Origin of the sequence: Rhodococcus tibetensis, assembly GCF_024438035.1 — a bacterium.
Lineage (GTDB): Bacteria > Actinomycetota > Actinomycetes > Mycobacteriales > Mycobacteriaceae > Rhodococcus_F > Rhodococcus_F tibetensis.
Genome location: NZ_JANFQF010000002.1, coordinates 46,594 through 71,306, shown reverse-complemented (window position 1 = coordinate 71,306; position 24,713 = coordinate 46,594). Strand labels below are relative to the sequence as shown.

The window sequence follows — 24,713 nt, the reverse complement described above, 5'->3', positions numbered from 1 at the left end:
TCAGCGCAGGGAGCGGCGGGCCTGCTCCTCGGTGAAGTTGGGCGTCAACCGCAACTCGCTCAACGGCACCTCGCGATCGGCACTGCGCACCTCGACCCGGACGGGTTCACCCGTCGCGTCGTCCCGCAGCCCGATCGGCGCGCCGTGTGATCCCTGCAGGTACTTGTCGCCCCACTGCATGAGTGCCAGCACGGCGGGCAGGAGGTCCCGACCCTTCTCGGTCAGCACGTACTCGTAGCGGGTCCGCTGTCCGGGTTCCTTGTAGGGCTGCCGCTCGAACAAACCTTCCGCGGTGAGTTCCCGCAGGCGCGCGGCTGCCACCGCCTCGGTGATGCCCACTCGTTGGGCGAAGTCGTCGAACCGCGTGGTGCCGTAATAGGCCTCGCGGAGTATGAGAATGGCCGACCGCGTACCCACTACGTCCATCGCCTTCCCGATCGAGCACTGCCTGGGCCGCCAGGTGTCGCGATCACCGAGGAAGCCGTCCAGTCGTGCCGCATTCATGCCACCATGCTAGCTGACTTGCAAAAAGCAAAGCCAGGTGTACATTGCTGGCTATGGTATTCAGCAGTCAGGTTCGGGGGGATATACGTCTGCGTCCTCTCCTTCTCGTCCTGTGTGGCGCCCCGTTCGTCGCGAGCCTCGATCTCTTCGTCGTGAACATCGCCCTCGGCGATATCGCCGCCAGCTACCCCGGTTACTCCCTCGGCGACCTGAGCTGGGTACTCAACGGCTATGCGATCGTCTATGCGGCACTACTGGTTCCACTCGGCCGGTGGGCGGATCGCATCGGTCACCGGCGCGGATTCATGCTGGGACTGGCGCTGTTCACGGCAGCGAGCGCCGCCTGCGCGCTCAGCCCCTCCCTGTGGTTTCTCGTTGTCTTCCGCCTCCTGCAGGCTGTCGGCGCCGCGGCCCTGACCCCCGCAAGCCTCGGATTGCTGGTCGGAACCGTCCCCGCGGAACGACGCGCCGGCGCAGTCCGCATGTGGGCGGCCTCTGGTGCGGCAGCCGCCGCATTCGGCCCCGTCGTCGGCGGAATCCTCGTCGAGGCCTCCTGGCGCTGGGCGTTCCTCATCAACATTCCGATCGGAATCGCACTCCTGATCGCCGCGACCCGTGTCGTGCCCGACGTCCGCCCCAGTGCCACCGACACCGAACTCGACCTGATGGGGGCGGCCCTGCTGATTCTCGGGATCGGCGCCCTGTCGCTCGGGATGGTCCAGGGGCCGGACTGGGGATGGGGGGACCCCCGGATCACGCTCGCTTTCACCCTCGCCGCCGCCTGCCTTGCCCTGTTCTGGTGGAGCAACAGCCGTCACCGGGCACCCCTCATCGAACCGGCCCTGCTGAAGGTGCGCACGTTCGCGTGGTCCAACGCGACCGCCCTGGTGTTCAGCGCAGCGTTCGCGGCGGGACTGCTGTCGAACATCCTCTGGCTGCAGAACGTGTGGGAATACTCGGCGATCAGGACGGGACTCGCCATCGCCCCCGGACCGATCCTCGTGCCGGTCTTCGCGATCGCCGGCCAGCTCCTCGCCCGGCGCTTCTCCCCCGGCACCATTGCCGCTGCGGGAAGTCTGCTGTGGGCGGCGGGCACGCTCCTGATCCTGGCGTCGGTAGGGGCGGAGCCCCACTACGTCACCGAATTCCTTCCGGGTTTGCTGATCGGCGGAGTAGGCGTCGGCCTCGCACTCCCGACCATTCTCTCGTCCGCCACTGCCGGGCTTCCGCAGTCCCGGTCGGCGACCGGCAGTGCGATCGTCAACATGAATCGGCAGATCGGCACCGTGATCGGTGTCAGCGTGCTCGTGGCGGTCCTCGGCACCACCGTGGGCTACGACGACACCCACTCTGCCTTCATCGCCGCCTGGTGGGTGATCGCCGCAATCGGCGTCGGCGCGGCGGCCACGTCCATCGGCATGAATTCCCAGAACCCGCAGACTGTGGAGGTACCGGCATGACCCCGCTGACCGCAACTGCTTTCCCCACCGAATTCGACTCCACCTGGCGTGGTTTCGGCGGTATGCACGGCGGACTCGTCGTCGCATCGATGCTGCACGCGGCCGAGGCCGAGACGGCAGCGACACCGGTCACCGTCTCGGCCCACTTCACCCGGCCCGTTGAACCGGGCACCGTGGACCATCAGGTCGAGGTCGTGCACGGCGGGCGGACACCGAGCGTCCGCGTATCGATGCCAGGCTCCGCCGGTGCGCTGATCCGCCTCACCCGCACGCCCAGCGCCATCACGTGGCCTCTCGACGCGCCCGACCTCGGCGACGAAGATCCGAAACTCCTCACCCCCTTAATGATTCCGGTCGACTACATGCCCTTCGCCCAGTACCTCGACATTCGCCCGATCAACTCGGCACGTCCCTTCGCCGGCGGCGCCGACCCTGAATTCGAGGTGTGGATTCGTCTGCTCTCACCGATCGAATTCAGCCCTTCGGAACACGCGGCGGTATTACTCGACGCGCTACCGCCGGGGCTGTTCGCCGTACTCGACGCGCCGGTAGCCATCCCCACCGTCGAGTTCAGTGCCCACTTCCCTGTGAGTACTTCTCAACAGCCCGCTGTTGACGAGTACCCACGGGAGGGGTGGTACCATCTGCGCCACCGCACGGTCTGGGCCACCGAAGACTCGTGCGTCGACGAGACCGAACTGCGCACCGCCACAGGACACCTCGCCGGTCAGGCGCGTCAGCTCCGCAGAATCCTCACCCCCTGATCGCCACCCACAGCTCCGCAGCAAAGAGAAAGGGAACTCCCCTGGGAGCGCCGTCGCGGCCGGCGTCGAGTCGATGGGCCGGGTCTCGATGGGCTCGAATGAGATCGTCCGGGAGTCGATGGGACTGGGATTCGAACGCCGTTACCCTGACGGCCTCGTTCCTCAGGGCATCAGTGCCGAACTCATCGCCGCCCGCTGGGAACTGTCACGACAGCAGCTGGACGAGTTCGCGTTACGCAGTCATCAGAAGGCCGCCGCGGCAACCAGCGCGGGAAACTTCGCGAAGGAACTCGCCGTTCTACCGGAACTCGGTGTCGACGAAGGGGTCCGTCCCGACACGACACTCGATGCCCTGGCCGGCTTGCGTCCCGCCTTCCACAGCGAGCACTACGCGAATCGGTTCCCTCAGGTCGACTGGTCGATCACCGCGGGCAACAGCAGTCCGCTCTCGGACGGGAGTGCCGCCCTGATGATCACGACGACGGAGATCGCGGACCGGCTCGGATTGACCCCCTTGGCCCGACTGCACAGCTTCGCCGTCGCCGGCGACGACCCGTTGATGATGCTCACCGCGGTCATTCCCGCCACCCGGAACGTTCACGGCGGCGCGATCGCCCTCGGACATCCACTCGGTGCCAGTGGGGCACGCATCATGACCACGTTGGTGAACGCCATGGAGCAGCGCGGAGCGCGATACGGCCTGCAGACCATGTGCGAGGCAGGCGGACTGGCCAATGCGACCCTGATCGAGCGCCTCGGGTAACGGTGTGGGCGGGTGCGCGTCACCGGTTGCGATTCATCATCGCCTCACCGGTGGCGCGCAGCGGCGCCCGCAACGACGCAGGTTCGAGTACCTCCGCCCCTGCCCCCAGCGCGGTCAACTGGTCGAGTGCCACGTCCTCGGCCTCGAGCATCAGGTCGACGGTCACCCATCCGTCCTCGTCGGGAGGGCCCGCGTCGACACGTGCAGCCTCCACGCCGACAAGGCGGGGCAGCTGACGCCACGATCGCGGTGACAGACGCACCCGGCATCGGAACCGGAGAAGCGCACGGTCGAACTCGGCGACGGAGGCCGACCACCATGCGCCGAGATCGAACTGTTCCGGCCGCACTGCCGGTTCCCTGAGGACCGAGGCGTCGCTGATCCGCGACACCCGGTACGACAATGTCCGGCTGCGATGCTGCGCCACCAAATACCAGACACCCGCCTTGGCCACCAGCCCCAGCGGATCGAGCGTTCGCGTCACCGCTCCGGCACCCTTTCTGTAGTCGATGCGCAGTCGAAGTCCCTCGAAAACCGCGGCGGCGACGTCGGGCAGATACTCGTTGTCGCGCGGGGTCGTAAACCATCCCGGTACGTCGACGTAGAGACGATCACGCCACAACTGCACACCTGACCGGAGTGAGATGGGCAACGCGTGCAGCAGCTTCGACTGCGCCGCCGCAGTCACCTCACGCAGACCGAGGTCTTCGGCGAGCGAAGGCACACCCAGCAGCATCAGCGCCGACGTCTCCGCCCCCGTCATCCCACCGAGTTTCGACTGCCATCCGTCGAGCAACCGAATACCCCCACCGGGACCACTTTCGGTCCAGAGCGGCACGCCCGCCGCGGAGAGCGCCGTGACATCCCGGTACACCGTGCGTACCGAGACACCCAACTCGTCGGCCAGTTGCTGCGCTGTGACGCCGCGGCTGCCCTCCAGCCGCAGCATCAATTCGACGAGCCGACTCGAACGCATTGCCCGAGTCTAGAGAAAAATCCCTGACAGGAGGTGTCAGGGATAGGCGTGCACACTGACGTACATGACGCACTGGACACAGTTCGAGACGGAAGCACCCGACCTCGCCGAAGCCGTGATCGCCCGGTTCGAGGCACACAAACATCATGTTCTCGCCACCGTCCGTAGAGACGGTTCCCCCAGGGTCAGCGGCACCGAGGTCGAGTTCTACGAGGGCACGCTGCTACTCGGCTCGATGGTGGGCGCGCGGAAGGTGCTCGACCTTCGGCGTGATCCGCGGTTCGCCCTCCACAGCAATCCCGGGCACCACTCCATGAAAGGCGGCGACGCGAAGATCAGCGGCCGGGCACTCGAAATAGTCGGCGAGCGCAAACAACTGATCGTCGACCACTACCCCGACGAGATCGGCGAGGCAGACGTCTTCGAACTCACCGTCGACGAGGTGGTACTCACCACCGTGGACGGCGAACATCTGTACGTCGACCTGTGGAAACCGGGCAGAGCGATCACCCGGTTCACCAAATAGCGGTCACTGCGTGACAGCGAATCCGAAACCGAGCGGGCAGGTTGCGGCCGTTCCCTTGGTGCCGTCGGGGTCGTAGGTTCCACCCGGGATCAGGTGGATGGTGAAGCCCGGCAGGATTTTCTCGGTGCCTTCCCCATTGACGAGCGCTCCCGACGATCCGATGGTGGGACCGGCCTGACCGATGTTGAGGTAGGTCACCTGGGCGTCGGTGGTCGCGTCTGTCGGTCCCTCGAATTCCCACTCGACCTCATCGCCCTCCTTCTCCACATCGAGGGTTGCGGCGGGCTTGCAGTTCACCAACGGATCAGGCATGAACGGATCGGCCGACGCGACGGCGGGCGCCGAGAGGAGGGCGGCCGCACCGAAGGCTACGGCTGCTGCGGATTTCGTGAACGCTCCGAGAGTGGACATGACGCTGGCTCCCTTGTGAGACGACACCGATTACTCCGTTTACCAGGTCACATTCTTCTCGCAGTGGCGTCCGTTCGCCGTGGATTCCACCTGCACCGTGGCGTGGGAGAGCTGGTGTGTTTCGAGGATCGTTCGGGCCGATTCGAGGACTGCGGCCGAGTCGGAGTCGGTGGTGAGATGCACGGTCGCCACATCCATGCCGGTCGTGAGGGTCCACACGTGGAGGTCGTGCACGCCGGTGACGCCAGGGACTGCCGCGAGGTCGGCCTCCACCGATTCGACATCGACGTTCGCAGGGCTCGCCTGAGTGAGGATTCGCAGGGATGCGGCGGCGAGTTTCAGTGCGCGGGGCACCACCCACAAGGAGATGAGGACACCGACGACGATGTCGGCGTAGGTCCAGTTGAAGGCGAGTACGACGGCACCGGCGATGAGGACGCCCACACTGCCGACGGCATCGGCGAGTACCTCGAGGTACGCCCCGCGCACAGCCAGGCTGTCCTTGGAATCTGCGCGCAGCATGAGCATGACGACGAGGTTCGCGGCCAAGCCGGCGGTAGCCGTGAGAATCAGTGCGAGACCGGGAATTTCGGGCGCGTCGCCGATTCGTGAGATGGCCTCGTAGAACACCCATATCGCGACGGCGAGAAGCATTGCGGCATTGGCCATTGCGGTCAGCACCTCGGCGCGATGCCAGCCGAATGTGCGGGCTGCGGCCGCGCTGCCCTTGCGCGCGAGCAGAAGCGCGACGAGACCCATCGCCATGCCGACGACGTCGGTCAGCATGTGCCCGGCGTCCGCGAGCAGCGACAGCGAGTTGACGGCAAGGCCGACACCCGCCTCGAGGACGAAGAACGCGAGGAGAATCACGAGCGCTATCGCCATGCGACGGACCTGCCCCTTGGACGGCCCTACCTCACCCCCGCCTTGCGTGTGGCCGTGCGAATGACCGTGGCCGACTCCCATGTGTAGAGCTCCTCCCGAAGTTCTGCCGATCATATGCGTACTTGTGCATGTGTATCAACAGCGTCGTTTCCGCTCCCGTCGACGAGTTCCCGGACGATGTCGGCGTGTCCGGCATGGCGATGAGTTTCGGCCACCACGTGCACAAGGATCGCGAGTCAAAGTTCCGGGCGGTACGCGGGCTTCTGCACGGTCGGGGGCAGATGCGCGATGGCAGAGATGCGCTTGAGTCCCGCCACCTGCATCAGGTCGACGGTCAGCGAACGGATCTGGGCGAAGACGACGGTAGCCGACAGCCCTGCATTCTCCACCAATTCCGGTTTGAGCCCGGACGCCACCGAACGCAGCACGCGAGCAGCTTCTGCCTGGTCGGGTTGCTGACCTGGGTCCGCGAGCACCATCAGACGCAGCGTTTCGATGGCCTGCGCCAGTTTCTCCACTAGGTCGACCAGTCGTGGGTTCAGTATCTCGTCGTCGCGCACCAAGGTGAGCGAGCGCCGGGCCAGGACCCGAATGTTGCGCAGAGCGTTGTCGAGAGGATCGGCAACTGCGCTCAAGCGGTCGAGCCGCCCGCGGGTGTTCCAGTACAGCGGCGAGATACGGCTGACCTCCCGGCCGCCGGCGAGGTGCGTGCGCAGGTTGTCGATGGACGATTGCGTGGCTCTCGCCTTCCGCAGTGCCTCCTCGATGGGCTTGTCGTCGTTGGCAACCAACCCGTCCGCGACCAGTTGCATCACCTCGGCTGCCGTTCCCAGGACTCCGGCTGCGTGACGCCTCGCCCGGCCCACAGGATGCGTGGGAATCAACGCCACCACCGCGATGCCCACCAGGCCGCCGGTCAGCGCGTCCACCATGCGGTTGACCCCCGCATTGCCACCGGGTGGGAGAAGTGTCGCCACCAGCACAGCGGAATTGCCGGCCTGCATCGACAGGATCGGTCCGCTGTTCAGGAGCACCGCCGCGGACATGGCCAAGGCCACCACGAGCGCGATCTGCCACGTACCGCTACCGATGAACGCGATCAGGAGGTCACCGACCCCGATCCCGATGGTCACACCAACGACGAGTTCGACGGAACGCCGCAGCCGAGCACCGAGCGACAGTCCCAGCGACACCACCGCGGCGATCGGCGCGAAGAACGGGGACGTGTGACCGATCACCACCGTGGCAACCCACCAGGCGGCGCCCGCCGCGATCGCGCATTGCAGGATCGGCAGAGCCGACACCCGCAACCGCTGAGCCGAAGTCGCCAGTCCGTTCCGAGTGCGGACCGTCGCTGTGGTGAGGGCGTTACCCGAGGCCAAGCGCTTCGGCGGCTCGGGGGTCGCTGTCCTCGAGCAGGTCGAGGCAACGGGCGTACTCGTCGGATTCGCCGATCGCCCTCGCAGCCTTGGCCAGAACGGCGACGCAGCGCAGGAAACCGCGGTTGGGTTCGTGGCTGTAGGGAACAGGGCCGAACCCCTTCCAGCCGTTGCGACGCAGCTGGTCGAGGCCGCGGTGGTACCCGGTGCGTGCGTAGGCGTAGGCGGCGATCGTCTCACCTGCGTCGAGAGCCGCCTCGGCGAGATAGGCCCACGCGATGGAGGCAGTGGGGTGCGCCGCTGCCACGGAAGCCGGTTCCTCATGGTTCAACAGGGCCGACTCGGCCTCGTCGTCCCCGGGAAGCAGCGTGGGCTGTGGTCCGAGAAGGTCACCGAAAGACGTCATGCGCCTATTGTGCCCCCGACGGGGCTGCTCCACTGCCCCGCCCCGTGGGCGGAGCACCCTGTGGTGGTCTGCGCTGGCGCCCGATGTCGTTAGGCTTCCCCCAACGTTCATTTCTCTGCAGACCGAGGGGCAACGCGTGCAGGACCCGAAGAAAGACGAACCGACCGAGAAGCCGACTCCGGATACCCCGGCAGCCGAGCCCGCGGGGCCGGCCGCTGCCGGCACCGCGAAGGCCGCGGGCGGAACCCCGGCTCCCGACGCGAAGAAGCCGACCGCGAACACGCCACCCGCCACCCCCTCGGCGAAGACGCCCGAGGTGGCAAAGCCCTCCTCCGGCGACGCGGCGTCCGAGGCCGTGACGAAAGCGATCCCGATGCAGAAGGGTTCGCCGGACAAGCCTGATGCGGCCACCGTGAAGATGCACCGGACATCCCCACCGCAGGCTGTGCAGGGGAAAACCGGGCAGGGAAAGAACGAAGCCGGCAAGGTGGATCCCGCCGAATCGGAGACCGTTGCCATTCCGGTCACGAAGTCCGCCGTACCGCCGACTCCGCCGCCGCCGCGTCCCGCACAGGCTCCACCGGCCCAGCCGCCCGCCCGGCCCCAGCAAGCGGCACCGCCCCGGCAGGCGGCATCCGCCCAGCAGCCTCCCGACACGCGTGCGACTCCGCCGCCCGCTCCCCCGCGACCCAAGCCCAAAGCGGCACCTCAACGAGTACTACCGCCCCAGCAAAGTGCCCCGCAGCGCGTCGGCCCCGCCGAGCCTGCGGCCGAGAAGCATGGCAAGGCCTGGCTCCTCGCGGCGATCGCCGCAGGACTCATCGTGATCGCAGCCATTGCCGTCGCCGGTGTGGTGGTCTACAACAACAATCGAGCCGAGAACTCACCCGAGGCGCAGGTACAGGGCACTATCGACACATTCGTGGCGGCGCTCACGCAGGGCGACCTGGCGACCCTGCGCACCAGCACCTGCGGCGGTCTCGCCGAGTACTACCAGGGCATCTCGGATCAGGACTTCGCTGAGGTCCACCAGGTCGCGATCACACAGCAGAACATTCCGGTGGTCGGCAAGGTCGATGCCGTCCAGATCACCGACGACACCGCCATCGCCCAGGTGAAAGCGCACACCGCCGCCAACCCGAACGAGCAGTCGTGGCGCACGTTCAACCTGGAGAAGGTCGAGGGCACCTGGAAGGTGTGCGACCCCCGATAAACGACTGTGCGCCTTTCTGGTAGCGGTGGCTACCAGAAAGGCGCACGCGCCCGAAGGGCCTATCCCGAGACGGAACGACCCGCGGACTTTAGATCGTTGCAGGCCTCGATGACGCGGGCGGTCATCCCGGCCTCCGCCTTCTTCAGGTAGCTGCGCGGGTCGTAGACCTTCTTGTCGCCCACCTCGCCGTCGACCTTCAGCACACCGTCGTAGTTGCCGAACATGTGGCCGACGATCGGTCGGGTGAACGCGTACTGGGTGTCGGTGTCGACGTTCATCTTGACGACGCCGTAGCTCAGAGCCTCCTCGATCTCCGACTTCAGCGAACCCGAACCGCCGTGGAAGACGAAGTCGAACGGCTTGGCGCCGTCCCGCAGGCCGAGCTTCGAGGTGGCGACCTTCTGACCGGTCTCGAGCACCTCGGGACGCAGCTTCACGTTGCCCGGCTTGTAGACGCCGTGCACGTTGCCGAACGTCGCGGCCAGCAGGTACTTGCCGTTCTCGCCGGTGCCCAGAGCGTCGATGGTCTTCTCGAAGTCCTCTGGGCTGGTGTACAGCTTGTCGTTGATTTCCGCTTCCACCCCGTCCTCTTCGCCGCCGACGACGCCGATCTCGACCTCGAGGATGATGTTCGCGGCCTTGGAAATGGCGAGAAGTTCCTTGGCGATCTCGAGGTTTTCGTCGATGGGAACGGCCGAGCCGTCCCACATGTGGGACTGGAAGAGCGGGTTGCGGCCCGCGCTGACACGCTGCTGCGAGATTTCGAGCAGCGGCCGAACGAAACCGTCCAGCTTGTCCTTGGGACAGTGGTCCGTGTGGAGGGCGATCGTGACGTCGTACTTGGCGGCGATCACGTGCGCGAATTCGGCGAGCGCGACAGCACCGGTCACCATGTCCTTGACGCCCAGGCCCGAGCCGAACTCCGCGCCACCGGTCGAGAACTGGATGATGCCGTCACTGCCCGCATCCGCAAACCCCTTGATGGCGGCGTTGATGGTTTCGGAAGAAGTGCAGTTGATGGCTGGGAAAGCAAAGGAGTGCTCCTTGGCTCGACCAAGCATCTCGGCGTAGACCTCGGGAGTCGCGATTGGCACGGCGGCAGTCCTCCATAAACGAGTAGATTTCGGCGCACGCGATCAGCGCAGCGCGCGATGTGGTCCTAGCAGTATGGCAATACCGGTAGCGTACGTCTCCCGGTGGCTGTCGCGGCACCCCGTTTCGGGCGGTCCGTGACCCGGCCGAAACTCCATGACCTGCAGTATTCCGACAGTCGGGGAATACGCCGGTACGCTGAGGCCCGTGATTGTGCAGGCAGCATCGGATTCCGTGACCAACCTCGCGTTGTTGCCGGGATTCCTCGACCCGGTGAACCTCCTCAACTCCTTCGGCACGTGGGTGCTCGTCGGACTTCTCCTGGTCGTCTTCATCGAGTCGGGATTGCTGTTCCCCCTGCTCCCCGGCGACTCTCTCCTCTTCACTGCCGGCCTCATCGCGGCGTCGAAGTCGACGGAGATCGAACCGTTCGCCCCCATCGGGGTGCTTCTGGTCCTGATCCCGATCGCCGCGATCCTCGGCGACCAGGTGGGCTACTTCATCGGCAGCAAGGGCGGTACCGCCCTGTTCAAGAACGACGACGCGCGGTTCTTCAAGAAGAAGTACATCGACGAGTCGCACGCCTTCTTCGAGAAGCACGGCCCGATCACGATCATCCTCGCCCGCTTCGTACCGATCGTGCGCACGTTCGCGCCGGTGGTCGCGGGTGCGTCGCGGATGAAGTACTCGCTGTTCCTGACGTACAACATCGTCGGCGGCATCCTCTGGGGCGCCGGTGTCACACTGCTCGGCTACCTGCTGGGCCAGATCGAGTTCATCCGCGACAACGTCGACATCATCTTCCTGCTGATCGTGTTCGTATCGGTCCTGCCGATCATCCTCGAGGTCGGCAAGCGTGTTCTGAAGGCCCGCCGGGGTGAGCCGGCCGCTCCCGAGGCTGCACGGCCCGTCTCCACCCCCACCGATCCCTCCTGATCGACATCGAGGCAACGGTCTGACCATGGACGTATCGGCATCCGGCACTTTCGGACCCCTCGTCTCCGCCGGTCCCGCACTGGTATGGGTCATCGTGCTGGCGTTCGTCTTCATCGAATGTGCGGTCATCCTCGGGCTCTTCCTGCCAGGTGACTCGATGCTGATCACCGCGGGCATCGTGCTCGCCGGCCACCAGTCGGGTGCCGGTCACGTATGGGCGCTGTCGGTCGGCGCAATGGTCGCCGCAATCTGCGGAAATCAGGTTGGGTACGTCATCGGGCATCGCACCGGCAACCGGATCCTCGCGCGCAAGGGCGGCAAGTACCTCAACTACGCAAACCTTCACCGGGTGAACATCCTGCTGGAGCGTCACGGATTCTGGGCCGTCCTCGTCGCCCGCTGGGTGCCGTGGGTGCGCACACTCTGCCCACTCGTGGCGGGCGCAGCCAAGATGAACCACACCAAGTACACCGTCGCCAGCACCATCGGCGCCGTGTTCTGGGCACCGGTGCTGCTGCTCATCGGGTTCTACTGCGGTTCCTTCCTCGACCGGGTGTCGTGGCTGATGCCCGTGGTGTTGGGTGGCATGGTCGCACTGCTGGTGATCGGAACCGGCATCGGCATCTGGCACTACCGCCAGGAGATGGCCCGGCCACCCGAAGAAGTGGCCGTCGAGGAAGTTCTCGACTAGTGCTCGTGCACCTCTTCCCATTCGGGAAGCGGGTCCTCGAAACGCACCCATTCGGCCGAGCCCGACGCTAGTTCCTCGTCAGTGAGGAGCGCGGGGTCGAGAATGCGTGCAGGCCCCTCGAGGTCGAGTCGGACACCGATGAACACGATCTCCTGCCCCGGCGTCTCGTCCGTGGCCGACCACAGCTGCGCCGGTTCGATCACCAAATTGGGTCCCGCCTGTGACCAGATCGCGGCGAGGTCCGGGCGGCTCGCGATCCAGCAGAACCCTTTGCTCCGCAGCAGTCCGTTGAACTGGCCCAGTGCCTGATCGAGCCGTGCGGGATGGAAAGGCCGCGCCGCGCGATACGTGACGCTTCGGATCCCGTACTCCTCCGTTTCGGGTGTGTGGCCACCCGCAAGTTCCTCGGCCCACCCGGGCGTCCGGGCAGCCGACTCCGGGTCGTACAGACCGGTGTCGAGAACGTCGGCCAGGTCGACCACCCCCCGCGTGGTGCGCTGGAGCTTCGCCGTCGGGTTGAGCCTGCGCAGGAGGGCCTCGACCGTGCCGGCAGCGCGCTCGCTCACCAGATCGGTCTTGTTGAGCAGGATGACGTCGGCGAACTCGACCTGGTCGACGAGTAGGTCGGAGATGCTGCGCTCGTCGCCCTCACCCGCCTCGAGGTCGCGTTCGTCGAGGCGTTCCCCCTTCGCGAGTTCGCCGACGAACGTCGACGCGTCCACCACTGTCACCATCGTGTCGAGCGCCGCCACCGTGCCGAGGCTGAAGCCGTCCTCGAACTCCCAGTCGAAGGTGGCGGCGACGGGCATGGGTTCCGAGATGCCCGTCGATTCGATGACGAGGTGATCGAACCGCCCCTCCCCCGCCAGTCGTGCGACCGCCTCGATCAGGTCCTCGCGGAGCGTGCAGCAGATACAGCCGTTCGTCAGTTCGACCAGTTTCTCCTGCGTCCGGTCGAGATGTCCCTGGCCTGCGACGAGTGCCGCATCTATGTTGACCTCGCTCATGTCGTTGACGATCACGGCGACGCGCCGGCCGTCCCGGTTGGCGAGGATGTGGTTGAGAAGTGTGGTCTTGCCGGCACCGAGGAAACCGGACAGGACAGTGACAGGAAGAGGACGAGTCATCCGAAAATGATAACTGTTTTCAATAAATGCGCGAACTGGCGACCGGCCTCCCTGGGTGACCCACTCCGCGATGGTGTCGCCGACGGTTGCCGGCGATGCTTTCGAGCTGGGCGAGGCCGTACTCGGGCAACGTCAGTTCGCTGAATTCGCGTTCGAGGCCTCGGGCATGTGCGTCGGTGTCGCCAATGAACGGGCTGACCCCGGGAAGGATCTCAATCTGGTCAGGGTTGCGTCCGAACTGCGACGCGCGTGCCTTGATGTCTGCGCAGAACGCCTGCCCGTCCGACAGCCGCTATGAACCTTCGGGTGTCGTCCGGCTGCACGATTACCGCGACCGCCTGCGCTGCCGCAGAGATACATCATGTCAGTTTCAGAAGCCGCTGCACGTGGTCACTGCTCGGCTGCACACGTCCAGATGGGAGACGAGCACTGATCGTAGATCAGTCCTTCGCTTCGCGGACGTCCTTTCCCTGCTCGGCGAACGCCTCGAAGTCCTGCATGTGCTGTTGCGACTGCTTGCGGAAGGCGCCGGGCATCAGGAGCCCCACCAGCCGCATCAGCAAGCCGCTGAACCGGTATTCGCTCTCGCTCACCCAAAGCGTCATCTCCGGACCGGCTTCGGTCAGCCGGTCGCGCACGGCGCTCCACATGCCCTCGCCGACGATCTCGCGGTCGAAGTGAACGACGCTCCCTTTCGGGATCCCGCGCAGGTCTGCCGGTTCCCGACGCGTGATGGTCTCGGTGCATGCCGAGAATTGTTCAGGTCGATCAGCGAACTCGACAGCTGCCCCATCCCGGCGATCGCGTCCCGCACGACCTCCAAGAGCTCGGCACACTGCGCCCGCTCGTTCTCAGCCACCCGGTTCCGCTCGTTGATCCGCTCGTTCGACCGGATCTGCCGATGCACCCCGAGGAATGCGACACCGGCCGCGCAGATCGCGAGTACGCCAGTGACGATCGTCGCCTCGGGTTGCGTCAGCCCGTCGAGCGCGAACGCCCACACAAGGCCCATCAGTCCAGGTGGCGTCATCAATCGTTAATCGACCCAGTGAGTAGCCGGACAAGTCGTGCAGTCGAGTTCTGAACGCGTGCAGCCCACTTCTGAAACTGACACCCAAATACGGCGCTCACAAGCGATGACTGTCCCAGAAACGTCCGGCACCCTCCAGTGGGCACCCGAGAGGGTGAGACGGGTTTCCGGGACACATCACAGTTTGATCACGCCGACGGTCGATTCGAGCCCGGGACGCCGGCAGAGCAGCCTTCGCGCTTCCCAATTCGATGCCCGGCCGGTGACACCCGATGCCGGCCGGTGTCTCACCTGTGGGCGTCTCAGTAACGGCCGTTACTGGGGCACCGCCCCGACGAGACACCGCAGAGGCATCGGAAAGTCCGTTTTGGCGCACTGTAGACCGCGGAGCGTCCGACGTGATGGTCCGGCGCACCCAGACCCATCGGCTGGTTTGCTCACCGAGCATGAAGAGTACTCGCGCCGATCAGGGTAACGATGAGCCGTTTCGTAGCAGATATCGGTCAGGTTCGCGCGGGTACGCGCGCGTCAGGTTCACGTCGGCCAAAGGTTCGCGTCGGTCAGGTTCGTGTTCGACAGGATTACCCAGGTCCGGTTCGCGATGCCGCCGGCCAGGTCGGCGTCACCGTCGCGGAAGGTCTAAATGGTTAGAAAGGAGAATTATCAGTGACAGAGGCGGGGCGACGGAGGAGCATAAAGGAGGACCAACCAGTCTTGTCTCAGCGATTCTGGGTGAAGGGGAACTCTTTGGAGTACGTAGGCACGTTGCGGCGAGGGCGAATTTGGGGCGAATCCAGCAACCCCTCGCCAAGATCGCCGGGCTCAGGAGCAAGGTAGCGAACACATCCGAGGGAGGAAGCTGAGAACGGCGACTACAACAGTTAGGACCGTGCCGGGACGGTTCACCTACCCGATTCCCGCCACTCCACGGGACTTACCAATTCAAAAGATATTGAAGCCTTGCTGCCTTTGCCTAGACGCTTCCTTGCCCGGTAATTGGTATGTCTGGACACACACCTGGTGCAGAAGCGCTGCAGTAACATATACACTATTGCACCACCAGGAGAAGGTTGGCGCTTGAGAGTGCCTTTTAATAACACACCAATTGTGGCGGTATTGATAAGCGCCGCGCGAGAATTATGCCATTCGCCCAGGCCCGTCGCCGGTTAGCCACAGATGCTTTGTCAACCCGCCACCTCGAGCGATAGGATAACGTTGTGGCTATAACAAAGGCGCGATCCGCACCGATTGGATACGCGAGTCCAACCACCGGCCATCAGTGGGTCAATTTTATTGGCGTTGATAACCACGTACACGAGCTGTATTGGAATGGAATATGGCATTATAAGGACCTGAATGTACATTCAGGACAGCTCGACCACCTAGCTTTTGGCAATCGCGCCTTCGGATATGTCCACCCGAATGGCACTTCGCATGTTTTCTACAACTCTGGCGGAAATGTGATTGAGTTTTTCTGGGATCCCTTTCAGGTAAAATGGCTGTGGACCCACGTGAACTCCGGTGGCCCCCAGGGGCCCGCAGAGCACGCCGATATCACCGCATACGTCGCAAATGATGGAACGCAGCATGTGGCGTGGATTAAGCCGCCAGGCGAAGTGATCGACATGGCATGCCACGGAGTGAATTGGGTGTCTACCAACCTCACCATCGAACTCGGTTTCCCGTCGCAAAAGCCCAACACTCAGCACACGCCATGGGCTTATGTTCACCCCAAGAACAACACCCTCCATATCAATTACCTTGATACGAGCGGAAGATTACACGAGTTCTGGAACGATGGAAGCTGGCACTACAATAACCTTTTTGCAGCGGCGGGCGTGCCGAACGATAAAACCTCCGCCACAGAGCCCAAAGGATACGTAACCCCCGACGATTTCCAACATATAGTCTATCGTACAAGCGGAATGGAAATTATTGAACTTTGGTGGGATGGCGCGTGGCATTTCGCCAACCTCTCGACCCAAGTTAGCCACAGTCATAGCGATGCAGCTCAAGGATACGTTGATTCACTAAAACAACAGCGCATTCCCGTTCGACACCCGACGCTTTTTGGTCGAATCCAACTACTGTGGTTCAATGGACAATGGCAGCTCTTCGATCTCGGGCCAACACAGGCGGGTAACGAATGTGACGGAATGCTTCGTGGATATGCGAATCCAAAGAACGCAACTGAACACATAACCTATCGCGGCTTGGACGGCGATATTCATGAACTGTGGGCAACCCCCACGGCCTGGAAACATGAGAACCTGAGCCAACACGCATCGCAATGACACCAGTCCTGACAGCCGTGCAGTTGCCTTCTGAAACTTGACACCGGGATCGAGTACCGCACCGCCTGCAACCGAGTACGGCCGCAGATCAGTCCTCGCCGAGGCCCGACGGCGTGTTGGTGTCTCGCGGATCGGTGTCTCGGAAACGGTCGATTCTGAGGCATGACGACCACCCTGCATCGGGTCTGCGCGCTAACGGCAAGGCCTCACGTTGCCGGATTCGGCCCAGGAATATCCGAAACTAGTACCTTCCGGATATCGTGCGGTAGTGGATAGCATTCGTATGCAAGTGGCACATGGGCAGTCGTCGAGCGGATCGGCGACGCCTCTGGCATGGGGCAAGTCTTCAAGACAACCCGCGGAGAAGAAACGTGTGCGATCAAGGTTATCCACGAGGCTGTAGAGCGGGTCCGCGACGTCCTGGCCAATGAAATTCCGGACTCGAAATACGTTATACCCATATTAGAATCCGAATCCCGAAACGGGCAGACGTTTCTTAGGATGCCGCTCGCGGATCATTCTCTTGGGAGCTTTCGGAAAACGCGGCCCCACGGAAAACTCACCATAGAAGAGGTAATCAGCGCGCTGCGTGATATCGCGACCAGCCTCGCTGATATCGGTCCCCATGTTACGCACCGAGACATAAAACCCGACAACGTTCTGTGGTACGGCGGCCGCTGGTGCCTGACTGACTTCGGTCTCGCTCGTATAGCTGAAGCCACGACCGCCACATTTACCATGAAGGGTTGGGGAACAAAAGAGTACATCGCCCCAGAACTGCTAACAGGCGACCGAGCAAGCGGAAAGTCTGATATCTATGCACTTGGAGTAGCCGCGTATCTCTTGCTGATGGGTAAATACCCATTCGAGAAACACGGACCCATCTCGACAGAGGATATCTTCCAGTGGCACCTCAATGGAGAAATTCCCCGACCGGATTCGGGCTCTTCTCAACTCGATTAGCTCGTCTTACGCATGCTAATGAAGGCTCCGGAAGCCCGTCCTACCGCCCGCGAGGTGCGTGACAGGATCTCGACCATAGAAGAAGGTCCGCAGTTCATAGCTATCGCAAAACTGCACGATCTGGCTGCGGAGCAAGACCTAGCTCTCGCAGAGGAGGATCGCCAGCGTGTCGAGCAAACGACGCGAGAGGAGAGGCGAGATCGCCTTGCAGGGTCAGCCAGGACGTTGGCCGACATGTTTATGTCAAATCTGTACGAGAGTCTCGACTCGGTTTCTGGAATTCAGCGGTCCACACAGATGAATGATGTAACTTTCCGTTTCGGGCAAGGAACTCTATTAATTTCCCCGTTGGAATCTGTCCGTGAAGTCCCATCAAATCCTTTCGACGTGGTTGCGGTGTTTTCAATTTCCATCACGCAGGATAGGGACCAAAATGGCTGCAACGGTCGGCAACACAGTCTTTGGTTCTGCGATGCCGAAGAAGAGGGTTCGTACCACTGGTACGAGACGGCTTTCCACCGGCTGAGAGGGCAACGGTCAAATATCGAACCTTACGCACTTACGCCCTTAGACAGGGACGCCCAGCTGGCACTAAGTGCGACAATACACACAGTTCAGGTAGCGAGGAAATTTTTTCGTGTCAGTGACGAGCAAGCCGACGAGTTCGTCAACCATTGGATCGAATTTCTTACGCAAGCGGCGCAAGGTGCGCTCTACTTCCCCCAAATCTTGCCGGAAGGCGAAAGGGCAGTGTGGCGCCGGAAGTAGACCTACAGCAGGCAGCAGGCAACGCGCGCCGCAAGGCTGCCGGGGTTCGGGATTCTTTTTAACCGGCCTATATCGGGGATGGTGCAGCTTAGAAATCCCCATCACGGCACGGCTGGGGCGGCGCGACCGCCGTGGTCGGGATCGCTGCAGTCGATAACTATCCAAGACGGGATCAACCGGTGTCCCGTTCGTCGCCCCGCCAGGCGTGGAGGCACGGGAGAGGTCCCTACTCGGTGGGAGGGGCGTAACGCGGATGGAGTTGTCGGGCGGCTTGCCGAAGATGCTGCGGACAGCTCCGTCCGACACGGGGGCCCACAGAGGCGTGAGTCTCCCACAAAGTGACCGCCGCCTCTGTCGTCGTGAGTGACACATACAGCAGGTCGGCCACAACGCTGTGTAAGTCCGTGGCACCGAGAAGATATCGCGTGGGCCACGTTGAACCATGTGCGAGACCAGACGCAATCGAATACATCTGTCGAGACAAATTCGCCATCGGCCTGCCCGACTTCACCAATTGTTGGCATCGATCCATTCGGCCGACGCGTCAATGATCTGCTCCATGTTGGGCACACCTCTCACATCAGCATCGACCAAGACCTGCATCACGGATTCTGCGCCACTCTTGTGCGCCTTGAGCTGGCTCAAGTACTCGGTCGTCTCGAACGGCAAAGGGCCAGCGCCAGCCCTCACTTCAGTCCTGTCCAGCCGCGTGACCTGTTCGGTGACGTACTTCTTGTGGCGCTGAATCTCGTCTCGCGTAAATCCGGAGCGCACGGTTGCGACGTTCATATCGGTCTGATTCGCAGAGCACCCAGACTGCCCGCGATGCGGACTCAAGAGCAGATCGACACAGCGTGATGATGGACGCCGTCCGCATCCTGCCCGTCGCATCCCACTGGTCGATGAGGTAAGCAACGGTCGTCAAGTTCTCAGCTGCGCTCATCGCAGGGAACAGAGTGTGGTACTGCACGAGCGCGTCAGTTCCGACAAAGTCGCTGACCTCGGCAGGGAATCCTGCGTCGTCGAGGTGTACGGAGCTTCCCGGCTGAATACCACTAGGTGTCCTCTGCCAGGGAATCAAAAGCTCTGCTTGGGATGCTCGCTCGCCGGCCCGGACTCGAGCCGGAATGAGCGACGACACCAAAGTGCGTGCAGCTACCGCCTCCGGGTCGGTAAGACGTCGGCGTTCTGTGCCGCTGCCTTTGCGGGCTGTGCGTTTCGTTCGGCCCACGAACGCTCCTCTCCGTACTGCGCCGTTACCTCGGTCGTCGGCGACGGTACGAACCGTATGCCAGGCCTTGGTAGGTGCCCACGTTCACCGCCTTTTCGGGCTCGCCTTCGCTCATAGGTCTATCCCTATTGGTCGTGCCTGGTGTGTCTCACTTCCTGTGCCTCGGTAACGGTCGATACCGAGACAATTCCGGATTCGACGGACGAAGAGGTAGCCCGCCAGAGTCCACTGGGACGACCACTCCGTTCGGTGGCGAGATCCGTAGATCCGTAGATCCGCATGTCCGTCGATCCGTAGACGCTCGCCTACCAACGAAGTTGGTCTCCCGAATCAGCGCCTCAGAAAGGACCGAATGCGAGACAACCCGAAACTGTGCATAACTATCCAGAACCGATCAACCGGTGTCCCGTTCGTCGCCCCCCGATCCGGGATTCTTCACCGGACGGGGCTATCGGGACCGGCAGCTCAGTTCGTTCCGGTCATGGGCCGGCTTTCGGGACGTGCCGGTGTGGGTTCAGCTTGCGGAACTTCGGAGTTGCAAGATTGTCACTGGCCTTATCGCGCTCCCGCAGCAGGCGCCGCGTGTCCGCGTGAAAGAGGAAGATTCATTGTGCCACTGGTCGCCCTTTGAGGTCTTTGCGGAGGATTTTGCCTGACAGCGATTTCGGTACGGCGTCGATGAATTCGAGCATGCGGATGCGTTTGTGCGGTGCGACCCGGGCTGCGACGTAGTCGAGTATCTCGTCGGGGAAGACTTCGGCACCGGGCTGGGTGACGATGAATGCGCGGGGGATTTCGCCTGCCTCGGTATCGGGATACGGTACGACTGCAGCGTCGGCGATGGCGGGGTGGGTGAGCAGCAGTGCCTCGAGCTCGGCCGGTGGGACCTGGTAGCCCTTGTATTTGATGAGTTCCTTGAGCCGGTCCACGACGTAGACCTCACCTTTCGGGCCGACCTCGACGATGTCGCCGGTGTGCAGGAACCCGTTCGGTTCGATCGTCGCGGCGGTGGCCTCGGGATTGCCGAGATAGCCGTGCATCACCCCCGGACCTCGGACGAGCATCTCGCCGGGGCGACTGCGGGCGCCTTCGACATAGGTGATCTCGGTACCCGTTTCCGGGTCTACGATCTTGAATTCGATGTTGGGGACCGCGACTCCGATCGATCCGATCGAGATGTCCGGGTCGTCGATGGGAGTCACGTGCGAGACGGGGCTGAGCTCGGTCATGCCGAAGCCTTGCAGCAGGCGGCACTGCAGGCGCGCCATCAGTGCGTTGCCGAGCGCTTCGTCGAGAGGTGCTGCCCCGCAGACGATAACGCGCACACTCGACACGTCGAACTGCTCGACAATTGGGTGTTTGGCGAGAGCCACCGCGACCGGCGGGGCGATAAACAGGTAGGTGCATTCGTACGCGGAGATCTGCCGCAGGAATTCCGGCAGATCGAATTTCGGCAGTGTCACCAGCTTGCCGCGTTGCCGCAGCGTCAAATTCATGATGACGTTCATGCCGTAGATGTGGAAGAACGGGAGCACGGCCGATACCGCGTCGTCCGAGGTGATCCGCAGCATCGGTGTGCACTGGGCGATGTTGGCGACGAGGTTGCTGTGTGTGAGCATCACGCCCTTGGCGCGGCCGGTCGTTCCCGACGAATACGGCAGCACGGCCAGTGCCGACGGATCCACCGTCACGTCCGGTGGTGGCGTGGCCTCGCCGAGCAGGCTCGCCAGTGACTCGAACCCGCACGCACTGTCGAGCACGATCATGTGCTCGGTCGGAAGCCCGGCCTCATCGGCGGCCGCGACAGCGTTCGGCAGCACCGGTGAGACTGTGACGTACCGACTCGCGTTCGAATCGCGCAACTGGGCTGCGATCTCGGTCGGGCTGTACAGGACGTTGATCGTGGTCGCGGTCGCGCCGGCCCGCAGGATCCCGTGGAACGCGATGACGAAACCGATACTGTTCGGTGAGTGCAGGGCGACCACGTCACCCGGTCGAACGCCGCGGGCGGCGAGCGCCCCGGCGAAGCGGTCGATATCGGCCTTCAATTCGGCGAACGTGATGCTCCGCCCACCGTCGACGACGGCAACGCGGTCGAGGTCGGCCGCGGTCAGGGAACCGAAGACATAGTCGTAGACGGTTTCCGCTGGAATCTCTACGTCCGGGAAGGGGCTCTTGACAATCATTGTGCTTCCTTGATCAGGCGCGGAAGGCCGCGGCGAAGATGGCGGGCATCTCGAGCCAGCTCGGCGCTGCGGCGTAGCCGGTGAGCTTCTGGGCCGTCGACTTCGCGCTGCGCGCGGTGACGAACCAGCTCGGTTTCGGCGACAGCGCGATCTCGCCGTTGAGGACCGAACGTGGGAACGGGCGGAACGGGCCGGTGAGAACGGAACGTTCGACGTTGTCGACCAGGTGCGAGTTGTGGACGATGCCGATGCCGGATCCGACCGCTTCGAGGGTGTTGCCCGGATAGGCGCCCCAACTCACCGACGGGAGCAGGAAGCCGATGGCACTCCACACATTGATGCCGATGGTGCCGTAATGCAGGTCGGCGATGGCGTCGTCGAACGCCGAACCCATCCGCTTGCGGTCCGCCGGGGCGACAATGAGGCTCGCGCCGAGGGTGCCGTCGAGCTTGGTGTTGGCGAAGTCGACTGCAGCGCGCAGGAACTCGATACCGGTGCCGGGCAGCGAGGTGAAACCGAGGACGGGCCCGAAGTATTCGGTCGTGAGCAGGTCCTGCGACGTGGTCTCGTTCACCTCGATCAGTACCCGACCGCCGTGCTGCTCGGCCTCGGGGTACGAACTCGCGGCCGATGCGAGTTTGCGGTCGGTGCCGGGGTACCACGGTGCGCGGGCCGGCAGCGTGTCCAGCACGTCACGCAGGACCGCGAGGAACTCCTCGCGCTGGGCCCAGTCGCTGGAGAGGATCAACGCTTGGCCGGCGATGCAGTTGTGTCCGCCATTGTGCAGACGCTGGGTGGCGACATGCTCGGCCTGGTACCGCAGGTCTGCCTTGGACCAGGTGCCGGGGACGACGATGATCGGCGAGACACCACCGAGTTCGCTGGTGATCGGCGTGCGCAGTACCGGTTCCCCAGTCTTGTCTCCGCCGCCCCACACGATGGCGTCGTGCGTGACACCGCTTCCGGTGATGTGCACATGGCAGATACCCGGGTGCTGCGTCAGATAACCGCCGGTCTCGGCGCCGCCGTTGACCACCCGGAGCAGGTTCGCCTCGATCAGCGGCGCGAACGCCGTGGCGTAGGCGTCGATCAGACCGGCGAAGGTCGGGTTGATCTTCAGAATGGACGCGCGGTTGGAGGCAATGAGCTCGTAGAGCACGTCGAGCGGCCCGATCGCGGTGATGTTGCCGGCTCCCAGGACCAGTCCGACGCCGCCGTTCACACCCGGCTTGTTGGCACCGAGACCGGCGTGCGCACGGGCTTGGTCAGCGGAAATGCCGGGCTCGAGCCACAAGTCGGCGGTGAATCCGTTGAACAGGGTGAACTCTTGCAGGCTGCTCGGCAGCATGCGGAAGGTGGTGCGACCGCCCGGCGCGGTGCCCGACTTGATGCCTGCCAGCGGCGATGTGCCCGCGGCCAGCTTTTCGAGCGAGTCGATGATCGCGCCGAAACCCGCCAGCGTCGCGTACGGGCCCGACATCCACTCTTCGCCCTCGAGCGGTCCGCGCGGGGTGCCCTTCGCGACGATCCCCGCCTCGGCCCACTCCGCGGCGGCCGACTCGATCGAGGCGTACGTGGTCTTGACGAGTGCGAGCCGCTCCGTCAGCGACAGCGCGGACCAGGTCTTGGCGCCGGCGGTGAGATCTTCGACGGCCCGGTCGAGTTCGGCGGCCGGAGTTTCGGAAACGGTAGGTGATGTCATCAGCTGTGCTCCTGTTGTGCTCAACGATCGGTGGGGAGTCCCGCGACCGGGGGTTCCGCGGTATTCGGCCGGCCGGTTGTGGAGCCCCTGCCTGACCATGTAGTTCATTTGCCGGCCACGCCGCGCCACGATCGGCCGCACGAACGGCCAGCCGGGTGTCGGAATCGGCGTCCTTCAGCGCTGTGGTGAGTACCCGCACGGCGCGGTTCCGCGGCGACGTCACGCGGAATTCCGAAGTCGCCGGGAATGTCCCGGCAGGGCAGGGTCTCGACCATCTACTTCGCTGGCCGGCCGCCGGATTCGACGCCGCGGGCGACGGTGAATCGGTAACTCTTGCTCGGGTCGCCGACGCGCCGGTACCGCGGGTCCGCGGTCATGTCGTGCTGGTAACCCAGGCGGGCGAGGTTGGGATCGGTGCCGATGCGACTGAATTCGCCGACCCAGGTGCGGCTGAGGTTGACCCGCCGGACGGAATCGGCGGCTTTGTAGGCGCGAATACCGGCGGACAGGGCCAGCGGGACTGCCGGGTTGACCGGGCCGGAGTCGACCACCGAGCGGGTCATCCGGTTGAGACCGGCGGAAAGTGTCTGGTGGGCCAGAATCTTGGACGGGCCCGGGAACCAGCGGGCGAAGCCTTCGACCTGCTTGCGGTATACCGCCTGCGCCTCGAAGGTCGGCTTGGCGTGTTCCCGCTCGAAGTCGTCGATCCACTGCCGGAACTCGTCGTAGCCCTGTGGGATCTGCTTCAGTCCCATGCCGCGGCCGACGCCCTGCCAGAAGTGGAAGCGGGCGAGGTTCTCCCGTTCGGTGAACCATCCGGGCATGCCGAGGTCGCTCACCCAGCGCTCCGGCTCGAAAATCAACAATCCGAGGACGTGCAGCTGGAGGTCGTTGCCCACACCGCGCACATCGTGATGAATCTGTTGGACCCGATCGAAGATCTCCTGCGCGCGGGCGCTGCGGTGACCCTCGCGCATGAACAACCCGAAGAACGTGAGGGTGTCGCGGTCGCGGTGTTCGGGTCGGAGTATCTGGTCACCGCGTCCACCGCGGTAGCCGACGACGGCCTCCGCGGGATGGGTCATCCCGCGTGCGGTCCCCGATGCGTACACGGCGTGGGCCATCATCGGCGGAACGAGCACCTCGAGCGAAAGGTGGGTGATCTCGGCATCGTCCTCGAGCGGGTCGAGTTTCTCGATCAGCTTCCGCACCTCGGTGACGGTGAGCCTGCGGTCGGCCCAGAATTCCGCGCGCGGCTGCCGGAACTGCGATGTCGCGGGCAGGTGGCTTGCGTCGTGGGTAGTCATCGTGACCTGCTTCTCCTCGGAGGTCTGTGCCTGGGCACGTGTTATCTAGAGTCTCACTCTAATTAAGAGTATGACTCTAAATTACTTCCGGGGCAATGC

General features: G+C 63.8%; 23 protein-coding genes and 3 pseudogenes. 10 read left to right on the top strand and 16 right to left on the bottom strand.

All coding sequences use genetic code 11. The features are described 5' to 3' along the window. Positions 1-504 (bottom strand): winged helix-turn-helix transcriptional regulator, encoded by a 504-nt coding sequence (locus NOF53_RS03045; protein WP_255965502.1) that lies wholly within the window; start codon positions 502-504, stop codon positions 1-3. Between the two features lie 53 nt (positions 505-557). On the opposite strand from NOF53_RS03045, the gene NOF53_RS03040 reads away from it, so the two are divergent. From NOF53_RS03040 to NOF53_RS03030, 3 genes and pseudogenes are all read left to right on the top strand, one after another. Beyond that, positions 558-1,964, top strand: coding sequence for an MFS transporter (locus NOF53_RS03040; protein ID WP_255965501.1), 1,407 nt, complete (start codon positions 558-560; stop codon positions 1,962-1,964). Further along, on the top strand, positions 1,961-2,728 hold the full coding sequence (locus NOF53_RS03035) for a thioesterase family protein (protein ID WP_255965500.1): 768 nt from the start codon (positions 1,961-1,963) through the stop codon (positions 2,726-2,728). Before NOF53_RS03040 ends, NOF53_RS03035 begins: the two co-directional genes overlap by 4 nt. Positions 2,729-2,780: 52 nt before the next feature. Then, a pseudogene (locus tag NOF53_RS03030) lies at positions 2,781-3,491 on the top strand (thiolase family protein); the annotation flags it as partial. Between the two features lie 19 nt (positions 3,492-3,510). On the opposite strand, the gene NOF53_RS03025 reads toward NOF53_RS03030, so the two are convergent. Continuing rightward, a complete protein-coding gene (locus NOF53_RS03025; RefSeq protein WP_255965499.1) occupies positions 3,511-4,467 on the bottom strand; it encodes a helix-turn-helix transcriptional regulator in 957 nt (318 codons plus the stop codon). Positions 4,468-4,531: 64 nt separating this feature from the next. Between NOF53_RS03025 and NOF53_RS03020 the strand changes: the two genes are divergently transcribed. Further along, on the top strand, positions 4,532-4,993 hold the full coding sequence (locus NOF53_RS03020; RefSeq protein WP_255965498.1) for a pyridoxamine 5'-phosphate oxidase family protein: 462 nt from the start codon (positions 4,532-4,534) through the stop codon (positions 4,991-4,993). A gap of 3 nt (positions 4,994-4,996) precedes the next feature. On the opposite strand, the gene NOF53_RS03015 is transcribed toward NOF53_RS03020, so the two are convergent. The 5 genes and pseudogenes from NOF53_RS03015 to NOF53_RS02995 form a co-directional block, all read right to left on the bottom strand. Further along, positions 4,997-5,404 carry a hypothetical protein gene (locus tag NOF53_RS03015; RefSeq protein ID WP_255965497.1) on the bottom strand — a complete coding sequence of 136 codons (408 nt, stop codon included), beginning with the start codon at positions 5,402-5,404 and terminating at the stop codon, positions 4,997-4,999. A 39-nt stretch (positions 5,405-5,443) separates the two neighbouring features. Continuing rightward, positions 5,444-6,370: a cation diffusion facilitator family transporter gene (locus tag NOF53_RS03010; protein WP_255965496.1), complete on the bottom strand. Its 927-nt coding sequence runs from the start codon at positions 6,368-6,370 to the stop codon at positions 5,444-5,446. A gap of 71 nt (positions 6,371-6,441) precedes the next feature. After that, positions 6,442-6,519, bottom strand: a pseudogene (locus NOF53_RS27855) (mycothiol transferase); the annotation flags it as partial. Positions 6,520-6,525: 6 nt separating this feature from the next. Continuing rightward, a complete protein-coding gene (locus tag NOF53_RS03000; RefSeq protein ID WP_308213777.1) occupies positions 6,526-7,593 on the bottom strand; it encodes an FUSC family protein in 1,068 nt (355 codons plus the stop codon). A gap of 64 nt (positions 7,594-7,657) precedes the next feature. Further along, a complete protein-coding gene (locus NOF53_RS02995) occupies positions 7,658-8,074 on the bottom strand; it encodes a DUF3151 domain-containing protein (RefSeq protein ID WP_255965493.1) in 417 nt (138 codons plus the stop codon). Between the two features lie 136 nt (positions 8,075-8,210). Between NOF53_RS02995 and NOF53_RS02990 the strand changes: the two genes are divergently transcribed. Beyond that, positions 8,211-9,287: an Rv0361 family membrane protein gene (locus NOF53_RS02990; protein ID WP_255965492.1), complete on the top strand. Its 1,077-nt coding sequence runs from the start codon at positions 8,211-8,213 to the stop codon at positions 9,285-9,287. Positions 9,288-9,346: 59 nt separating this feature from the next. Here the strand turns inward: NOF53_RS02990 and fbaA are convergent, their stop codons facing one another. Next, entirely contained in the window at positions 9,347-10,381 is a 1,035-nt protein-coding gene (gene fbaA, locus NOF53_RS02985) for a class II fructose-bisphosphate aldolase (RefSeq protein ID WP_255965491.1), read from the bottom strand. A 205-nt stretch (positions 10,382-10,586) separates the two neighbouring features. Here fbaA and NOF53_RS02980 point away from each other — a divergent pair, with 205 nt between their 5' ends. Together NOF53_RS02980 and NOF53_RS02975 are read left to right on the top strand one after the other, a co-directional pair. Beyond that, entirely contained in the window at positions 10,587-11,315 is a 729-nt protein-coding gene (locus NOF53_RS02980; RefSeq protein ID WP_308213774.1) for a VTT domain-containing protein, read from the top strand. A 25-nt stretch (positions 11,316-11,340) separates the two neighbouring features. Then, positions 11,341-12,006 (top strand): DedA family protein, encoded by a 666-nt coding sequence (locus NOF53_RS02975; RefSeq protein ID WP_255965489.1) that lies wholly within the window; start codon positions 11,341-11,343, stop codon positions 12,004-12,006. Here the strand turns inward: NOF53_RS02975 and NOF53_RS02970 are convergent. From NOF53_RS02970 to NOF53_RS02955, 4 genes and pseudogenes are all read right to left on the bottom strand, one after another. Beyond that, positions 12,003-13,133: a GTP-binding protein gene (locus tag NOF53_RS02970; protein WP_255965488.1), complete on the bottom strand. Its 1,131-nt coding sequence runs from the start codon at positions 13,131-13,133 to the stop codon at positions 12,003-12,005. The two genes, NOF53_RS02975 and NOF53_RS02970, sit on opposite strands and share 4 nt — an antisense overlap. Positions 13,134-13,206: 73 nt before the next feature. Then, positions 13,207-13,425, bottom strand: a pseudogene (locus NOF53_RS02965) (LLM class flavin-dependent oxidoreductase); the annotation flags it as partial. Positions 13,426-13,573: 148 nt separating this feature from the next. Beyond that, complete coding sequence (locus tag NOF53_RS02960) at positions 13,574-13,771, bottom strand: SRPBCC family protein (RefSeq protein ID WP_255965487.1); 198 nt, start codon at positions 13,769-13,771, stop codon at positions 13,574-13,576. Then, positions 13,756-14,163, bottom strand: a complete 408-nt coding sequence (locus tag NOF53_RS02955) for a hypothetical protein (RefSeq protein ID WP_255965486.1) — start codon at positions 14,161-14,163, stop codon at positions 13,756-13,758. Before NOF53_RS02955 ends, NOF53_RS02960 begins: the two co-directional genes overlap by 16 nt. A gap of 1,217 nt (positions 14,164-15,380) precedes the next feature. Between NOF53_RS02955 and NOF53_RS02950 the strand changes: the two genes are divergently transcribed. From NOF53_RS02950 to NOF53_RS02940, 3 genes are all read left to right on the top strand, one after another. Beyond that, the gene (locus NOF53_RS02950; RefSeq protein ID WP_255965485.1) at positions 15,381-16,457 is read left to right on the top strand and encodes a hypothetical protein; all 1,077 of its coding nucleotides are present in this window, start codon (positions 15,381-15,383) and stop codon (positions 16,455-16,457) included. Positions 16,458-16,772: 315 nt separating this feature from the next. Continuing rightward, a complete protein-coding gene (locus tag NOF53_RS02945) occupies positions 16,773-17,420 on the top strand; it encodes a protein kinase domain-containing protein (RefSeq protein ID WP_255965795.1) in 648 nt (215 codons plus the stop codon). A 54-nt stretch (positions 17,421-17,474) separates the two neighbouring features. After that, positions 17,475-18,188 carry a hypothetical protein gene (locus tag NOF53_RS02940; protein WP_255965484.1) on the top strand — a complete coding sequence of 238 codons (714 nt, stop codon included), beginning with the start codon at positions 17,475-17,477 and terminating at the stop codon, positions 18,186-18,188. A gap of 507 nt (positions 18,189-18,695) precedes the next feature. Here NOF53_RS02940 and NOF53_RS02935 read toward each other — a convergent pair. The 4 genes from NOF53_RS02935 to NOF53_RS02920 all read right to left on the bottom strand — a co-directional run bounded on the left by NOF53_RS02935 (position 18,696) and on the right by NOF53_RS02920 (position 24,614). Continuing rightward, a complete protein-coding gene (locus tag NOF53_RS02935) occupies positions 18,696-18,977 on the bottom strand; it encodes a hypothetical protein (RefSeq protein ID WP_255965483.1) in 282 nt (93 codons plus the stop codon). A gap of 1,047 nt (positions 18,978-20,024) precedes the next feature. Then, the gene (locus NOF53_RS02930) at positions 20,025-21,605 is read right to left on the bottom strand and encodes an AMP-binding protein (protein ID WP_255965482.1); all 1,581 of its coding nucleotides are present in this window, start codon (positions 21,603-21,605) and stop codon (positions 20,025-20,027) included. Positions 21,606-21,618: 13 nt separating this feature from the next. Beyond that, positions 21,619-23,307: an aldehyde dehydrogenase family protein gene (locus tag NOF53_RS02925; RefSeq protein ID WP_255965481.1), complete on the bottom strand. Its 1,689-nt coding sequence runs from the start codon at positions 23,305-23,307 to the stop codon at positions 21,619-21,621. Positions 23,308-23,582: 275 nt separating this feature from the next. Further along, positions 23,583-24,614 (bottom strand): oxygenase MpaB family protein, encoded by a 1,032-nt coding sequence (locus NOF53_RS02920; RefSeq protein WP_255965480.1) that lies wholly within the window; start codon positions 24,612-24,614, stop codon positions 23,583-23,585. Positions 24,615-24,713 lie beyond the last annotated feature (99 nt).

Coding starts and splice junctions, on each gene's coding strand:
- NOF53_RS03045 (WP_255965502.1), bottom strand. CDS start 504: ATGAATGCGGCACGACTGGACGGCTTCCTCGGTGATCGCGACACCTGG.
- NOF53_RS03040 (WP_255965501.1), top strand. CDS start 558: ATGGTATTCAGCAGTCAGGTTCGGGGGGATATACGTCTGCGTCCTCTC.
- NOF53_RS03035 (WP_255965500.1), top strand. CDS start 1,961: ATGACCCCGCTGACCGCAACTGCTTTCCCCACCGAATTCGACTCCACC.
- NOF53_RS03025 (WP_255965499.1), bottom strand. CDS start 4,467: ATGCGTTCGAGTCGGCTCGTCGAATTGATGCTGCGGCTGGAGGGCAGC.
- NOF53_RS03020 (WP_255965498.1), top strand. CDS start 4,532: ATGACGCACTGGACACAGTTCGAGACGGAAGCACCCGACCTCGCCGAA.
- NOF53_RS03015 (WP_255965497.1), bottom strand. CDS start 5,404: ATGTCCACTCTCGGAGCGTTCACGAAATCCGCAGCAGCCGTAGCCTTC.
- NOF53_RS03010 (WP_255965496.1), bottom strand. CDS start 6,370: ATGGGAGTCGGCCACGGTCATTCGCACGGCCACACGCAAGGCGGGGGT.
- NOF53_RS02995 (WP_255965493.1), bottom strand. CDS start 8,074: ATGACGTCTTTCGGTGACCTTCTCGGACCACAGCCCACGCTGCTTCCC.
- NOF53_RS02975 (WP_255965489.1), top strand. CDS start 11,341: ATGGACGTATCGGCATCCGGCACTTTCGGACCCCTCGTCTCCGCCGGT.
- NOF53_RS02970 (WP_255965488.1), bottom strand. CDS start 13,133: ATGACTCGTCCTCTTCCTGTCACTGTCCTGTCCGGTTTCCTCGGTGCC.
- NOF53_RS02955 (WP_255965486.1), bottom strand. CDS start 14,163: ATGACGCCACCTGGACTGATGGGCCTTGTGTGGGCGTTCGCGCTCGAC.
- NOF53_RS02935 (WP_255965483.1), bottom strand. CDS start 18,977: ATGAACGTCGCAACCGTGCGCTCCGGATTTACGCGAGACGAGATTCAG.
- NOF53_RS02930 (WP_255965482.1), bottom strand. CDS start 21,605: ATGATTGTCAAGAGCCCCTTCCCGGACGTAGAGATTCCAGCGGAAACC.
- NOF53_RS02925 (WP_255965481.1), bottom strand. CDS start 23,307: ATGACATCACCTACCGTTTCCGAAACTCCGGCCGCCGAACTCGACCGG.
- NOF53_RS02920 (WP_255965480.1), bottom strand. CDS start 24,614: ATGACTACCCACGACGCAAGCCACCTGCCCGCGACATCGCAGTTCCGG.